Raw genomic sequence first — 13,134 nt, forward strand, 5'->3', positions numbered from 1 at the left:
TAAGACAAGCCCGAGGCTTGTCTTTTTCTTTCTGGAGCGCCCATGTTGAAAGCTGGAATACCTTCATCCCTGCTTGCCATCCTGTTGATTGCCGGCTGCGCCCCTGTGCCAGTGCAGCAATCGAGCACGCCTGCTCCCGGGATGCAGGCGCCCGAGCGCGCGAGCGACTACACCGAGAAGTCCGGCTGGACAGCCAGGAAATACATGGTGGCCGCAGCCAATCCGCTCGCAACGGACGCGGGCTACCAGGTACTGCGCGCCGGTGGCACGGCAGTGGACGCCGCCATCGCCGTGCAGATGGTGCTGACGCTGGTCGAACCGCAGTCCTCTGGCATCGGTGGCGGCGCCTTCCTCATGCACTTCGACGGCAGGACGGTGAAGGCATTCGACGGACGCGAAACGGCGCCATCGGCAGCCACCGAGAAGATGTTCTACACGCCCGAGGGCAAGGCGATGAGCTTCTATGACGGTGTAGTCGGCGGACGGTCTGTCGGGACGCCAGGCGCGCTGCGCATGCTCGAAATGGCACACAAGCAGTACGGCAAGCTGCCTTGGGCATCACTGTTTGCGCCCGCGATTAAACTGGCAGAAGAGGGCTTTGCGGTCAGTCCGCGCCTGAACACCATGCTCAAGAGCGAGCAGCACCTGAAGAAGGACCCCGTCGCCGCCGCCTATTTCTACGACAAGGACGGCAATCCCTGGCCAGCCGGCCACGTACTGAAGAATGCCGAACTAGCGACCGTGCTGCGCGAGATTGCACTTGGCGGGGCGGACGCGTTTTACAAGGGGCAGATCGCGCGCGACATTGAAGCCAAGGTCAAGGGGCATCCAACCAATCCCGGCTTGCTGACAGCCGCCGACATCGCACGCTACCAGCCGAGGTTGCGCGAGCCAATCTGCACGGATTACAAGGCGTGGACGGTCTGCGGCATGCCGCCTCCATCCTCCGGCGGCATCGCCATCGCCCAGATGCTCGGCATGCTCGAAACGCGGGACATGCGCTCCCTCGCACCGAAGGACGGCGCGTTGACTGCCGACGCGATCCACCTGTTTTCCGAAGCCGGCCGCCTCGCCTATGCGGATCGGGGGCGCTATGTCGCCGATACCGATTTCGTTCCCCTCCCGGGCAACAGCGCCAGGGCACTCCTCGACCGCAAATACCTTGGTGACCGTGCCGCGCTGATCACTGAGAAGTCGATGGGGCAGGCGAAATTCGGCGTGCCACCCGCGACTGCGCTGGCTGGCGGCATCGATAACTCCCCCGAGCTCCCGTCAACCTCGCACATCTCCATTGTCGATGCATTCGGCAACGCGATTTCGATGACGACCACCATCGAGGATGCATTCGGCTCGCGACAGATGGTGCGCGGCTTCTTGCTGAACAATCAGCTCACCGACTTTTCCTTCGATCCTTCTGACGTAAACGGGCAGGTCGCCAACCGGGTGCAACCGGGCAAGCGGCCGCGCAGTTCGATGGCGCCCACGCTTGTGTTTGAAAAGGGCACGAACAAGCTGGTGCTGTCGACTGGATCGCCGGGCGGCTCCGCAATTATCAACTACGTTGCCAAGGTGCTCATCGGGACGATGGACTGGGGGCTCAATGTCCAGCAGGCGATCAGCCTGCCCAACTTCGGCAGCCGCAACGGGCCTACAGAACTCGAACAGGGCCGCGTGCCGGATAACGTCGTCGAGCAATTGAAGGCAAAGGGCCACAACGTACGCCTCATGGAGCAGACGTCGGGACTGCAGGGGATCATGCGCATGACGATTCATGGCGAGGAGATGTGGTTCGGCGGCGCCGACCCGCGCCGTGAAGGAATCGTCAGGGGAGAGTAGACGCATCTGCGCCATGCGTCGTTTTTTCATCCTTTCCTGAAAGGCTTCCTCCCCAAATCACGGATCGCCTGCTAATCTCTTCTCTATGGGAAAGCAGAAGAAAACGGGTCTGGTCCTGACGGGAGGCGGGGCACGCGCGGCATACCAGGTCGGTGTGCTGGACGGCGTGTCGACGATCCTGCGCGAGGCAGGCTGGCTTCCCGAACACAATCCCTACGACATCATCTGCGGCACCTCCGCGGGCGCACTCAATGCGACAGCGCTCGCATGCCATGCCGACAACTTCGACGAGGGACTGCAAATGGTGCTGCGCGTATGGGAGCGCATCACCGTCGAGCAGGTGTACCGCGCCGATTCACTGGGTGTGCTGCGATCTGGCGCGCGCTGGCTGTCGCTGCTTTCCTTTGGCTGGCTGCTGAGAACCTGGAAGGCGAACCCGCCCAACGCACTGCTCGACAACACGCCGCTGGTCACGCTCCTGAACCGCATGCTCAACTTCCCGCGCCTGGACGAGGCACTGCTGAACGGCGCTTTGCATGCCCTCGCGGTAACGGCATCGTCGTATACAGCGGGACGCCACATCACCTTCTTCCAGACGGAGGCCGACGTCGAACCCTGGATACGCTCACAACGGATCGCACTGCGCAGCCAGATCGGTGTCGAGCATCTGCTGGCTTCGTCGGCGATCCCGCTGATCTTTCCGGCCACACCGATTTACTGCGATGGCAAGCGTGAATTCTTTGGCGACGGGTCCATGCGTCAATTGGCGCCGATCTCACCCGCAATCCATCTCGGCGCGGACAAGGTCATGGTAATCGGTGCGGGACGCCTCACCGAGCAGCAGCGGGAGACATCCGAGTTCGCCCAATACCCAAGTCTCGCCCAGATCGCTGGCCATGCGATGTCGAGCATCTTCCTCGACAGTCTCGCGGTCGACATCGAGCGGATGACCCGCATCAACCTGACGCTTTCCGTGCTGACGGAGGAGCAGCGACGCCACACGCCGCTGCGGCCGGTCGATCTCCTGATCATTGCGCCGTCCGAACGCCTGGATGAAATCGCAAGCCGGCACGTGCAAAGCCTGCCGGGTCCGATCCGCATGCTCCTCGGCGCCATCGGCGCCACCGAAGCGCGCGGCGGCGCGCTCGCGTCCTACCTGCTTTTCGAATCGAGTTTTACTGGGGAATTGATCAGCCTGGGCCGAAAGGATGCGTTGGCGCGCAAGGCGGATGTGCTGGCGTTCTTTGGTGTGCCCGAGCAGGGCGCCATGTCCCTGCCGGCACTTGCCAAAACTGCTTGAGGGCGGCACGCGCCGGCAGGGCCGGGCGTGCCCTTAAACATCAATAGTCGTAGCGATGGTCGTGGCGATGCTTCCAGTGGCCACGCTTGTGCCCACGGTGCCGGCCTTCCTCGACATAGTAAGTCGGACCGTACTGAACCACGGCCGCCGGTTGAACATAGACCGGGCGCGGCCGGACATACACGGGTTGCGGTTGTACGTAGACCGGTTGCGGTTGGACGTAGACGACCGGCGGCGGTGCGTAGACCTGCGGGGCCGGATAGCGGGAGCCCACGCTGACCGACCAGTTCACATCGCTTGCACCGGCCAGCGGCGCGGCGAGCGCGATCACGGCTCCGGCAATCCACTTGAACGGGGACGATGGGAAGAATTGCTTCATGACGTTCTCCTTGAGGTTTTCCTGACCTATTAAACGTCAAACCCCCGCTTTCGGGCTACGAACAATTATTCCCTGGCAAGTAACTATTGCAACAAATTGTGACCGGCAACTGTTTTGCTCAAAAAAATTGCATTCCTGAAAATGTTTTCGCTGCTAAGTCCTTGAAAACAGACTCGAAATTGACGCCAGACGCTTGCTTCGTTTCTGACAACACGTTACCCTACGTAATCCCGAAAAAACACGACTGTTTATAAACAGGCAACAACGCGGGCGAGCGACGATGATTGCTAAGTTCCTGAAAACTTGGACGTTACTCGTCCTTGGTTTATTACTATCTGTTCATGTCCTTGCAAGAGGACCCGTACCGATCGATATCGTTGCGGCGCGCGACCTGCCGAAGGAAGCGCAGCAAACCCTGGTCCTGATCAAGCAGGGCGGCCCCTTCCCCTATCCAAAGGACGGCAGCGTTTTCGGGAACTATGAAGGGGTTTTGCCGAAACAGAAGCGCGGGTATTATCACGAATTCACGGTGAAGACTCCTGGCGCGCGCAATCGCGGTGCGCGGCGCATTGTCTCCGGAGGTGATCCCGCGACATCCGGCGAACACTATTACACCGACGACCACTATGCGACCTTCCGGCGCATCAAAGAGTAACGAAATGCGTATCGAGTCACTGCACAATCCCGTCCAGCTAATCGCACGAGCCGAGGATGACATGAGCTTGTTTAAAACGGTGCCGCCCAATGTGGTTCAGTCCATCCGCGCGTTCCGTGTGAACGAGCTGCAGGAGGAGGCCGCCCGACTCGGCCAGCATTTCCTGTACGCCTGGTGTGCCGATGCGACGACCAAGCAGCAGGTGCTTACCCGCATTGCGACGGCATTCCATTTCCCGCGCCATTTCGGCAAGAATTTCGACGCCCTTGGCGACTGCCTTACCGACCTGGCCTACAAGGCCGGCCCGCAACCGGGCTTCCTGGTGGTGATTGAACAATTGCCAAACACGCCAAAGTTCGACAAGGAAGCACGCGAAACTCTGCTGGACGTTTTCCGCGACGCCGCCGATTTCTGGGCGGAGCGCAAGGTGGCCTTCCGGGTCTTCTACTCCTTCCAGTAATATTCACCTTCTCCCGCACAGCCGACCCTTTCCGGTCGGCTTTTTTGTTGGGGTGGCGGAACCCCTGTACGGTAAAATGCGCGCCATGAAAAATATCGTCATCCTGATTTCCGGACGCGGAAGCAACATGCAGGCGATCGTCCGCGCCGCCAAGTCCGAGCAATGGCCGTGCAGGATAGCCGCCGTTATCAGCAATCGCGCCGATGCCGAAGGGCTTGCCTTCGCTGCCGAACACGGCATCCAGACCGCTGTGGTTGTCAGCAAGGCATTCCCCAGCCGGGATGAATTTGACGCCGCGTTGCGTGCAGAAATCGACAAGTTCGCCCCGGATCTCGTCGTTCTTGCCGGTTTCATGCGCATCCTGACTCCCGCGTTCGTCGAGCATTACGCCGGACGCCTGCTGAATATCCATCCATCGCTGCTGCCAAGCTTCCCCGGCCTCGCCACACATCGCCAGGCGCTGGCGGCAGGCGTCAAATATCACGGCGCCACCGTACACTTCGTCACCGCCGAACTCGACCATGGACCAATCGTCGAACAGGCGGTTGTACCCGTCCTGCCGGACGACACCGAACATGCGCTCGGCGACCGCGTGCTGGCGCAGGAACACATTATTTATCCGCGCGCGGTGCGATGGTTCATTGAGGGCCGGCTGACCATCGACAACGGCCTCGTCCGCGTTTCCCCGGAATCCGGCAAGCCTGCCATTACCTGAAAGATTTCCATGAGATTGCATCCCGCAGTCGTGGGCCATATCGAAGAAGCATTGCGAGAAATCCTGCGCTTTACCGGCCCGGCCGACGTTATCCTATCCCGCTATTTCCGCGAACATCCGAAGCTTGGCCCGCGCGAACGCAATGCGGTTGCAGAAGGCATTTACGCCGTCCTGCGCAACAAGCTCAGCTATGCGAGTTTTGCCGAATCGGGCCACGGTCCCGCCATGCGCCGGCTTGCCCTCCTGGGTCTGGCCGACGTCGTCGGCGCCGATGCGATAGGCGGACTTGCAACAGAAGAGGCGGATTGGCTCCAGCGGATCGCCCAAATCGATCGCGCCGCGCTTCCGGTCGCCCTTCGCGCCAACCTGCCGCAATGGCTGTACGACAAGCTGGTGGCGCGCGACGGCGAAGCGGCGGCCTTGCAGCTTGCTGATGCGCTCAATCGCCCCGCGCCGCTCGACCTGCGTGTCAACGCGCTCAAAGCAAAGCGCGATGAAGTCATCGCCGAACTGGCCAAAGCACCCATTGTCTGCGAAGCCACACCATACGCACCGTTCGGCCTTCGACTGCACAAGAAGCCCGCACTGCAGAACCTGCCCTTGTTCAAGGACGGCTCGATCGAAGTGCAGGACGAGGGTAGCCAGCTCCTGGCCCAGATTGTCGGCGCCAAGCGTGGCGAGATGGTGGCGGACTTCTGTGCCGGTGCCGGCGGGAAAACCCTCGCACTCGGCGCCATGATGCGCAATACCGGCCGCCTCTATGCATTTGACGTCTCGGAAAAGCGCTTGGCTAAGCTGAAGCCGCGACTGGCACGCAGCGGACTGTCGAATGTGCATCCGGTCGTCATCGCCCATGAAAACGATGCCAAGATCAAGCGTCTCGCCGCCAAAATCGACCGTGTCCTCGTCGACGCGCCATGCAGCGGCTTGGGTACGCTTCGCCGCAACCCGGACATGAAATGGCGTCAGACGCCGGAATCCGTCGTAGAGCTCAATGCCAAGCAGACAGCTATCCTGGCCAGCGCCGCACGCATCGTGAAACCCGGCGGCCGCCTCGTTTACGCAACCTGCAGCCTGCTCGATGAGGAAAACGACGCCATCGCCGCGCAGTTCATTGCATCGCACGCTGATTTCACGCTCATACCCATGAAGGACGTGCTCGCCGAGCAGAAGGTGGCGCTGGAAATGGGCGATTACCTCAAGCTGTACCCCCACGTTCATCAGACCGACGGCTTCTTCGCCGCCGTCTTCGAGCGCCGGAAATGATCCGGCGGGCGCTCGTTGCCTCGTTAATCTTTACGCTGGCCGCGCTGTCCGGCGCGGCCCATGCCACAGGAGTCCCCCTTCCTGCGCAGGGCTCGCTGCAACCCCTGTTTGCTCCATGGGACGATGTCGAATCTGCCGTGATCGATGTCGTCGTCAGCGCTCGCAAGCAGGTCCTTGTCCAGGCCTATCTGTTGACCAGCAAAAAGATCGCCACTACCCTTATTGCAGCCCATAGACGCGGTGTCGAGGTGCGCGTGCTTGTCGATGGCGGCCAGCTGGAAAAGGTCCCCTCATCGATGGCGGCCGACCTTTCCGCCGCCGGCGTCCCAGTATGGATCGAAACCCGGTACCAGAATGCCCACAACAAACTCATCATCGTGGATGCGGGCAGCCCGGCGGCAACGGTGATCACCGGCAGCTTCAATTTCACCTGGACGGCGCAGCACAAGAACGCCGAAAACATCCTTATTGCGCGCAACAACCCGGCGCTTGCCACCCGCTATGCTGAAAACTGGGAACGGCACCGCCTGGAGGCGACACCCTTCAAGAAATGAAACAGAACCTGCTTTCGAACCTGCTGACCGACTTATGGACCGATCTGAGCGATCCCGGACTGCTCTGGCAGCTCACCGCGCTGGTCGCCTGCCTTGCGCTAGGATGGGTGCTTGGACGCGTCTTGCGCAACCGCCTGAGCACGCAGGACATGCAACTGCGCGTCATGCGCCTCGGCGTCGAAAGTTTCGCCAGCGTACTCGCACCGCTCGTGGCGCTGTCGCTGATCGCCGTCGCCAAGCTGATACTCGAACAATGGCAGAACGTGAACCTGCTTCGCCTGGCCATTCCGCTGGTGGGCTCGTTCGCCCTGATTCGCCTGGCCTTCTACGTGCTGCGCCGAATTTTCGCGCGCGGAGGGAAGGCGGGCAGGGTACTGCTGACATTCGAGAAAGTCATCGCCACGATTGTCTGGTGCGGCGTGGCGCTTTACATCACCGGGCTCTGGCCCGAACTCGTCGGTTTCCTTGACCAGACGCTCGTTCCGGTTGGGCGTCACAAGACCTCGCTGCTGGTAATCGTGCAGGCGGCCGCGTCCGTGGTTGTGACCCTGATCCTGGCCCTCTGGGCGGGCGCCGTGCTCGAAGAGCGGCTGATGCGGATGGATGCCGTCCATTCATCCCTTCGCGCGGTTACGGCCCGCCTCGGCCGCGCAGTCCTGATCCTGCTTGCCGTGCTGATCAGCCTCTCGCTGGTCGGGATCGACCTCACGGTCCTGTCTGTCTTCGGCGGCGCGTTAGGTGTAGGCCTCGGTCTTGGCCTGCAAAAGATCGTCAGCAGCTACGTATCCGGTTTCGTGATTCTGATCGAACGCAGCCTCGCCATCGGCGACCTGGTCAATGTGGACAAGTATTACGGACAGGTCACGCAGATCAATACACGCTACACCGTGGTCCGCAGCATGGACGGCATCGAAACCGTTGTTCCAAATGAAATGCTGCTGTCTGGGCCCGTCCAGAATTACTCCTTGAGCGACCGCATGCTCAGGATGTCGACGAAGCTGTCCGTCGCTTATCAAAGCGATATCGATGCAGTGCTAAAGCTGCTTGAGCAGGCGGCGGCCAGCGTGGCACGGGTAGTCAAGGATCCGGCACCGCAAGCTTTCCTCCTGCGATTCGATGCTGATGGCTTCGAAGTCGAAGTGGGCTGGTGGATTGCGGATCCGGAGAACGGAAGGTCCGGCGTGCTGTCCGACGTGAACCGCGCCATCTGGAAACAGTTGCAACAAGACGGGATCCAGATTCCTTACCCGCAGCGCGAAATCCGATTGCTCGATCCGATTGCAAGCAGTGAATCCTCAACTTTGCAGGCGGTCCGCGCCACGGGGGCGTCCTAAACAGCGTACAATCGGGCCTGCATGCATGCAGGAGGTCGGTTTTTGGCTGACAGAACGCTTCCAGCGCTATTTCCGGATGCATTCCAACTGAAACTCAAAGACTGGACACACGATGCTCGATGCCGTACTCAACTTTTTATCCAATGGCCTGACCGGCGCTTCCGGCTGGAAAATTCTCGCCTTCACGCTTGTCGTGACCCACATCACGATTGCCAGCGTCACCATCTTCCTGCACCGTTGCCAGGCGCATCGCGCACTCGAGCTGCATGCCATTCCCAGCCACTTCTTCCGCTTCTGGCTGTGGATGACGACGGGCATGGTGACGAAGGAATGGGCCGCAATCCACCGCAAGCACCACGCCAAGTGCGAAACCGAAGAAGACCCGCATAGCCCGCAGACGCGCGGCATCAAGAAGGTGCTGCTGGAAGGCGCGGAACTGTATCGCGCCGAGTCAAAAAACCGTGAGACGATGGAGAAGTACGGCCACGGCACGCCCGATGACTGGATCGAGCGCAACCTCTACACCAAATACAGCTGGCAAGGCGTGGGACTGATGCTGATCATCGACGTCATGCTGTTCGGCGGCATCGGCCTCACGGTCTGGGCCGTGCAGATGCTCTGGATTCCGATCACCGCCGCAGGCATCATCAATGGCATCGGTCATTTCTGGGGCTATCGCAATTACGATTGCGTTGACGCGTCGACCAACATTTTCCCGATCGGGATCATCATTGGCGGCGAAGAACTCCACAACAACCATCACACCTATGGCACCTCCGCCAAACTGTCGTCCAAGTGGTACGAGTTCGACATCGGCTGGTTGTACATCCGCATTCTGGAGACGCTGGGCCTGGCCAAGGTAAAGAAGGTCGCACCGGAACCCAAGTTCGATCGCCAGAAGCTCGTGGCCGATTTTGAAACCCTGCAGTCAGTTATCGCCAACCGCTATGACGTGATGGCGACGTATGCCAAGTCCGTCAAGAGTGCATGGCGCGACGAACTCGCCGACCTGAAGGGCAAGGCCAACCTGGAGGCGAAATTCCTGAAGAATGCCAAGAAGCTGCTCCAGCGAGAGCCGGCAAAGCTCGAAGCGCCGCAGAAACAGCAACTGACCGAGTTGTTCGTCCACAGCAAGGCACTGAAGACCATGCACGAGATGCGTGTCGAACTCGGTGCGATCTGGGAGCGTTCGAATTCCAGCCGCGAGCAGTTGCTGCAGCAGTTGCAGGATTGGTGTGCACGCGCCGAAGCCTCCGGGATCAAATCCTTGCAGGAGTTCTCGTCGCGCCTGCGCAGCTATGCCTGATAGTACGCAGCGCTAATGCAAAACGCGGCAGGAATTTCTCGGCCGCGTTTTTCTTTCTCAAAACAAAAAGCCCCGCAGTGCGGGGCTTTTGTCGTAATACGGAAACCGGATCGATTACTTGATCTTGGTCTCTTTGTATTCCACGTGCTTGCGTGCCTTCGGGTCGAACTTCATGATCGACATTTTTTCCGGCGTGGTGCGCTTGTTCTTCGTGGTGGTGTAGAAGTGACCGGTACCTGCGGTCGATTCCAGCTTGATTTTGTCGCGGTTAGATTTTGCCATGATGATTTCCTGTTAGGTTCCGCTTAGACTTTCTCGCCACGCGCACGCATATCGGCGAGGACTGCGTCGATGCCGATCTTGTCGATCACGCGCAGGCCGGCGTTGGAGATGCGCAGGGAAACCCAGCGGTTTTCGGATTCAACGAAGATGCGGCGGTTCTGCAGGTTCGGCAAAAAGCGACGCTTGGTCTTGTTGTTCGCATGGGAAACGTTGTTGCCGACCATCGGCCCCTTCCCGGTGACTTGGCAAACACGTGCCATGGTGTACTCCTTAAAAAGATTCCGGAATTTGGAAAAAACGAGAGTATATCCAAAAAAATGTGAGTTTTCAATGACTTGCGAAAAACAATTGTGTCTTGAAAATACAGAGAAATTTAACAGTTCCGACACTCGCGTTCATTCATGCTTCGCCATGCTCGGCAAACGAATAGACGAGCCGTCCCGCGACGATAAAATGATCGAGCAACCGGACGTCCACCAGGGCCAGTGCCTGCTTTAGCGCGAGCGTCAGGGTGCGGTCTGCTGCACTGGGTTCCGGCGTGCCCGAAGGGTGGTTATGCGCAATGATGACCGCGGCGGCATTGTGTCCCAGTGCCGCCTTCACGACTTCGCGCGGATAGACGCTCGTCTGTGTGAGCGTGCCGCGAAAGAGTTCCTCCGATGCGATAAGCCGGTTTTTCACGTCGAGGAACAGGACAGCGAAGGACTCATAGGGGCGCCTCGCAAGGAGTAATTGCAGGTACTGCTTGACGGCCTGAGGCGAACTGAGGATTTCTCCGGCCCGTAATTCTTCCGTGATCGAGCGGCGGGCGAGTTCCATCACGGCCTGCAACTGGGCGTACTTTGCGGGACCCAGTCCATGCAGCTGTGAGAATTCCGGGAGGTTCGCCGAGAACAGCCCGTTCAGGGATCCGAAATGCGCAATCATGTCGCGACCCAGGTCGACAGCACTTTTGCCGCTCACGCCTACCCGCAGGAAAACGGCAAGCAGTTCCGCATCGGACAAGGTTTGCGCGCCATGCCTGACGAGTCGTTCGCGCGGGCGCTGTTCTTCGGGCCAATCGGTAATTGCCATGAGGTAGGAGGAGGCGGGTTGAAGATGGAAAATTATAGGGAAATAATTGCAAAAAAGATAACTGCGACATTTCGGAAAGCCCTGGAGCATTCCACCGTTGCCGAAAAGCGGCAGCCTTCCGCACTCGTGGCATACAATAGCGGGTTACCTTTTGAACCGGAATTTCCATGTCCAATTCTTCCGTCCCCGTCGTCACTCCCACGTCTTACCTGACCCTGCACTACCGCCTGGCGTCGGTCGATGGTAATAACATTGTTAGTACGTTCGAAGAAAAGCCGGCCACGCTTCAGCTTGGCACCGGCCAGCTCGCCCCGTTCCTGGAGGATTGCCTCCTCGGCATGCAAGAGGGCGCGCATACCGTATTCGAACTGCCGCCGGAGAAGGCCTTCGGTCCGCGCAATCCTGACCTGATCCAGCGCCTTTCGCGGGCTACGCTCGACGAGAATTCGGGCGGAGGTGACGAATATGCGGTTGGCGACCTGATCGAGTTCAATGCGCCCAGCGGCGGCCAGTTCGCCGGCGTGCTGCGTGCCATCGATGCCGATAGCGCCCTGTTTGACTTCAATCACCCGCTCGCTGGACAGACCTTGAAGTTTGAAGTCCGGATTATCGGCATACTGTAACGCTTGCTTTCGCAGCTCCTGAAGGTTGTACAGAATATGGATAAGGAAATCCTGCTTGCCCAGCCCCGCGGCTTTTGCGCCGGTGTCGATCGGGCGATCGAAATTGTCGAGCGCGCCCTCGCAGAATTTGGTGCGCCGATCTATGTGCGTCATGAAATCGTGCATAACGCGTATGTGGTCAACGACTTGCGCGTCAAGGGCGCAATCTTTATCGAAGAACTGCATGAGGTACCTGCCGGGAATACGGTGATCTTCTCCGCGCACGGCGTTTCGAAGGCCGTGCAGGAGGAGGCGGAAGCACGCGGGTTGCGCGTGTTCGACGCGACCTGTCCGCTGGTCACCAAGGTGCATGTCGAGGTCGCGAAGATGCGTCGCGAAGGACGCGAGATCATCATGATCGGCCATGACGGGCATCCCGAGGTGGAAGGCACGATGGGACAAGCGGACGAAGGCATGTACCTGGTTGAAAATGTAAAGGATGTCGAGACGCTGCAAGTCGCCGATCCCGACATGCTCGCCTACGTGTCGCAGACCACGCTGTCCGTCGACGACACCGCCGATATCATTGCGGCACTCAAGCGCCGTTTCCCCAATATCTCCGAGCCCAAGAAGGGCGACATCTGCTACGCCACGACCAACCGCCAGGAGGCCGTCAAGTTCATGGCGCCGCAAGTGGAAGTGGTCGTGGTCGTCGGCAGCCCGAACAGTTCCAATTCCAACCGTTTGCGCGAGGTCGCCGAGAAGAAGGGCGCCGCCGCATACATGGTCGACAACGCGAATCAGATCAATCCTGCCTGGATTGCAAATGCCACTCGGGTCGGAGTAACCGCAGGCGCTTCCGCCCCGGAGGTGCTCGTTGAAGCTGTCATCAACCGTCTCAAGGACCTCGGCGCGAAGAGCGTGCGCCCGCTGCCAGGCGTGGAAGAAAACGTAACTTTCCCCATGCCAAAAGGATTGACGGCGGTACGTCCGGGCTGAGCAATGGCCTGCTCCGGAGCCTGAAACACGCCGGAATTTAATTCAGACGGGCTCCACTATTTCCATCGATTGTTTTTTGCGTTCGTCGTTATGATGCAGCCTGCAATGACAGTGTCATTGCAGGTGCAGGCAGCACTGCCGCAGACATGGCCTAAAGAGCCCATGCATGGCGGCGTCGCATGCCGGGCGGCCGATGAAACATAAGAACGGCTCTTCCGCAAATATTCAGGATGTTTTTTGCATTTTTGAATATAAAGTAGATAACACGCGTCGCCACGCGAGAACGGCGCGAAGTGTATGCGGAGCGGGCAGGTGAAGGCGGCAGGGAACGCCAATCGTTGCAAGGGTTCCAACAGTTCGACGGAATTGTTG

At 59.6% G+C, this 13,134-nt stretch carries 15 protein-coding genes; 11 read left to right on the forward strand and 4 right to left on the reverse strand.

Annotated elements, in window-relative coordinates:
• Positions 1-42: 42 nt before the first annotated feature.
• Both ggt and ACNOHI_RS20780 read left to right on the forward strand, forming a co-directional pair.
• Positions 43-1,836 carry a gamma-glutamyltransferase gene (gene ggt, locus ACNOHI_RS20775; protein WP_420476617.1) on the forward strand — a complete coding sequence of 598 codons (1,794 nt, stop codon included), beginning with the start codon at positions 43-45 and terminating at the stop codon, positions 1,834-1,836.
• Between the two features lie 85 nt (positions 1,837-1,921).
• Positions 1,922-3,136 (forward strand): patatin-like phospholipase family protein, encoded by a 1,215-nt coding sequence (locus tag ACNOHI_RS20780; RefSeq protein ID WP_420476618.1) that lies wholly within the window; start codon positions 1,922-1,924, stop codon positions 3,134-3,136.
• 40 nt (positions 3,137-3,176) lie between these two features.
• On the opposite strand, the gene ACNOHI_RS20785 is transcribed toward ACNOHI_RS20780, so the two are convergent.
• Entirely contained in the window at positions 3,177-3,515 is a 339-nt protein-coding gene (locus ACNOHI_RS20785; RefSeq protein ID WP_420476619.1) for a hypothetical protein, read from the reverse strand.
• A 280-nt stretch (positions 3,516-3,795) separates the two neighbouring features.
• On the opposite strand from ACNOHI_RS20785, the gene ACNOHI_RS20790 reads away from it, so the two are divergent.
• The 7 genes from ACNOHI_RS20790 (at position 3,796) to ACNOHI_RS20820 (ending at position 9,805) form a co-directional block, all read left to right on the forward strand.
• A complete protein-coding gene (locus tag ACNOHI_RS20790) occupies positions 3,796-4,170 on the forward strand; it encodes a ribonuclease (RefSeq protein WP_420476620.1) in 375 nt (124 codons plus the stop codon).
• Between the two features lie 61 nt (positions 4,171-4,231).
• Entirely contained in the window at positions 4,232-4,630 is a 399-nt protein-coding gene (locus ACNOHI_RS20795; RefSeq protein ID WP_420476621.1) for a barstar family protein, read from the forward strand.
• Positions 4,631-4,715: 85 nt separating this feature from the next.
• Positions 4,716-5,345 (forward strand): phosphoribosylglycinamide formyltransferase, encoded by a 630-nt coding sequence (purN, locus tag ACNOHI_RS20800; protein ID WP_420476622.1) that lies wholly within the window; start codon positions 4,716-4,718, stop codon positions 5,343-5,345.
• Between the two features lie 9 nt (positions 5,346-5,354).
• Complete coding sequence (locus tag ACNOHI_RS20805; RefSeq protein WP_420476623.1) at positions 5,355-6,611, forward strand: RsmB/NOP family class I SAM-dependent RNA methyltransferase; 1,257 nt, start codon at positions 5,355-5,357, stop codon at positions 6,609-6,611.
• Positions 6,608-7,165 (forward strand): phospholipase D family protein, encoded by a 558-nt coding sequence (locus tag ACNOHI_RS20810; RefSeq protein WP_420476624.1) that lies wholly within the window; start codon positions 6,608-6,610, stop codon positions 7,163-7,165. Before ACNOHI_RS20805 ends, ACNOHI_RS20810 begins: the two co-directional genes overlap by 4 nt.
• A complete protein-coding gene (locus tag ACNOHI_RS20815; RefSeq protein WP_420476625.1) occupies positions 7,162-8,499 on the forward strand; it encodes a mechanosensitive ion channel family protein in 1,338 nt (445 codons plus the stop codon). Before ACNOHI_RS20810 ends, ACNOHI_RS20815 begins: the two co-directional genes overlap by 4 nt.
• Before the next feature lie 112 nt (positions 8,500-8,611).
• Entirely contained in the window at positions 8,612-9,805 is a 1,194-nt protein-coding gene (locus ACNOHI_RS20820; protein WP_420476626.1) for a DesA family fatty acid desaturase, read from the forward strand.
• 114 nt (positions 9,806-9,919) lie between these two features.
• Here the strand turns inward: ACNOHI_RS20820 and rpmG are convergent, their stop codons facing one another.
• The 3 genes from rpmG to radC form a co-directional block, all read right to left on the reverse strand.
• Positions 9,920-10,087: a 50S ribosomal protein L33 gene (rpmG, locus tag ACNOHI_RS20825; protein WP_040039369.1), complete on the reverse strand. Its 168-nt coding sequence runs from the start codon at positions 10,085-10,087 to the stop codon at positions 9,920-9,922.
• Positions 10,088-10,110: 23 nt separating this feature from the next.
• On the reverse strand, positions 10,111-10,347 hold the full coding sequence (rpmB, locus tag ACNOHI_RS20830) for a 50S ribosomal protein L28 (protein WP_088708877.1): 237 nt from the start codon (positions 10,345-10,347) through the stop codon (positions 10,111-10,113).
• A 139-nt stretch (positions 10,348-10,486) separates the two neighbouring features.
• Positions 10,487-11,161 carry a RadC family protein gene (gene radC, locus ACNOHI_RS20835; RefSeq protein WP_420476627.1) on the reverse strand — a complete coding sequence of 225 codons (675 nt, stop codon included), beginning with the start codon at positions 11,159-11,161 and terminating at the stop codon, positions 10,487-10,489.
• A 167-nt stretch (positions 11,162-11,328) separates the two neighbouring features.
• On the opposite strand from radC, the gene ACNOHI_RS20840 reads away from it, so the two are divergent.
• Both ACNOHI_RS20840 and ispH read left to right on the forward strand, forming a co-directional pair.
• The gene (locus ACNOHI_RS20840) at positions 11,329-11,784 is read left to right on the forward strand and encodes an FKBP-type peptidyl-prolyl cis-trans isomerase (protein ID WP_420476628.1); all 456 of its coding nucleotides are present in this window, start codon (positions 11,329-11,331) and stop codon (positions 11,782-11,784) included.
• Between the two features lie 36 nt (positions 11,785-11,820).
• On the forward strand, positions 11,821-12,762 hold the full coding sequence (ispH, locus tag ACNOHI_RS20845) for a 4-hydroxy-3-methylbut-2-enyl diphosphate reductase (protein ID WP_420476629.1): 942 nt from the start codon (positions 11,821-11,823) through the stop codon (positions 12,760-12,762).
• The last annotated feature ends 372 nt before the right edge of the window (positions 12,763-13,134 follow it).

Origin of the sequence: Noviherbaspirillum sp. ST9, from assembly GCF_048799745.1 — a bacterium.
In the GTDB taxonomy this organism is placed as follows: domain Bacteria; phylum Pseudomonadota; class Gammaproteobacteria; order Burkholderiales; family Burkholderiaceae_D; genus Noviherbaspirillum.

Coding starts and splice junctions, on each gene's coding strand:
- ggt (WP_420476617.1), top strand. CDS start 43: ATGTTGAAAGCTGGAATACCTTCATCCCTGCTTGCCATCCTGTTGATT.
- ACNOHI_RS20780 (WP_420476618.1), top strand. CDS start 1,922: ATGGGAAAGCAGAAGAAAACGGGTCTGGTCCTGACGGGAGGCGGGGCA.
- ACNOHI_RS20785 (WP_420476619.1), bottom strand. CDS start 3,515: ATGAAGCAATTCTTCCCATCGTCCCCGTTCAAGTGGATTGCCGGAGCC.
- ACNOHI_RS20790 (WP_420476620.1), top strand. CDS start 3,796: ATGATTGCTAAGTTCCTGAAAACTTGGACGTTACTCGTCCTTGGTTTA.
- ACNOHI_RS20795 (WP_420476621.1), top strand. CDS start 4,232: ATGAGCTTGTTTAAAACGGTGCCGCCCAATGTGGTTCAGTCCATCCGC.
- purN (WP_420476622.1), top strand. CDS start 4,716: ATGAAAAATATCGTCATCCTGATTTCCGGACGCGGAAGCAACATGCAG.
- ACNOHI_RS20805 (WP_420476623.1), top strand. CDS start 5,355: ATGAGATTGCATCCCGCAGTCGTGGGCCATATCGAAGAAGCATTGCGA.
- ACNOHI_RS20810 (WP_420476624.1), top strand. CDS start 6,608: ATGATCCGGCGGGCGCTCGTTGCCTCGTTAATCTTTACGCTGGCCGCG.
- ACNOHI_RS20815 (WP_420476625.1), top strand. CDS start 7,162: ATGAAACAGAACCTGCTTTCGAACCTGCTGACCGACTTATGGACCGAT.
- ACNOHI_RS20820 (WP_420476626.1), top strand. CDS start 8,612: ATGCTCGATGCCGTACTCAACTTTTTATCCAATGGCCTGACCGGCGCT.
- rpmG (WP_040039369.1), bottom strand. CDS start 10,087: ATGGCAAAATCTAACCGCGACAAAATCAAGCTGGAATCGACCGCAGGT.
- rpmB (WP_088708877.1), bottom strand. CDS start 10,347: ATGGCACGTGTTTGCCAAGTCACCGGGAAGGGGCCGATGGTCGGCAAC.
- radC (WP_420476627.1), bottom strand. CDS start 11,161: ATGGCAATTACCGATTGGCCCGAAGAACAGCGCCCGCGCGAACGACTC.
- ACNOHI_RS20840 (WP_420476628.1), top strand. CDS start 11,329: ATGTCCAATTCTTCCGTCCCCGTCGTCACTCCCACGTCTTACCTGACC.
- ispH (WP_420476629.1), top strand. CDS start 11,821: ATGGATAAGGAAATCCTGCTTGCCCAGCCCCGCGGCTTTTGCGCCGGT.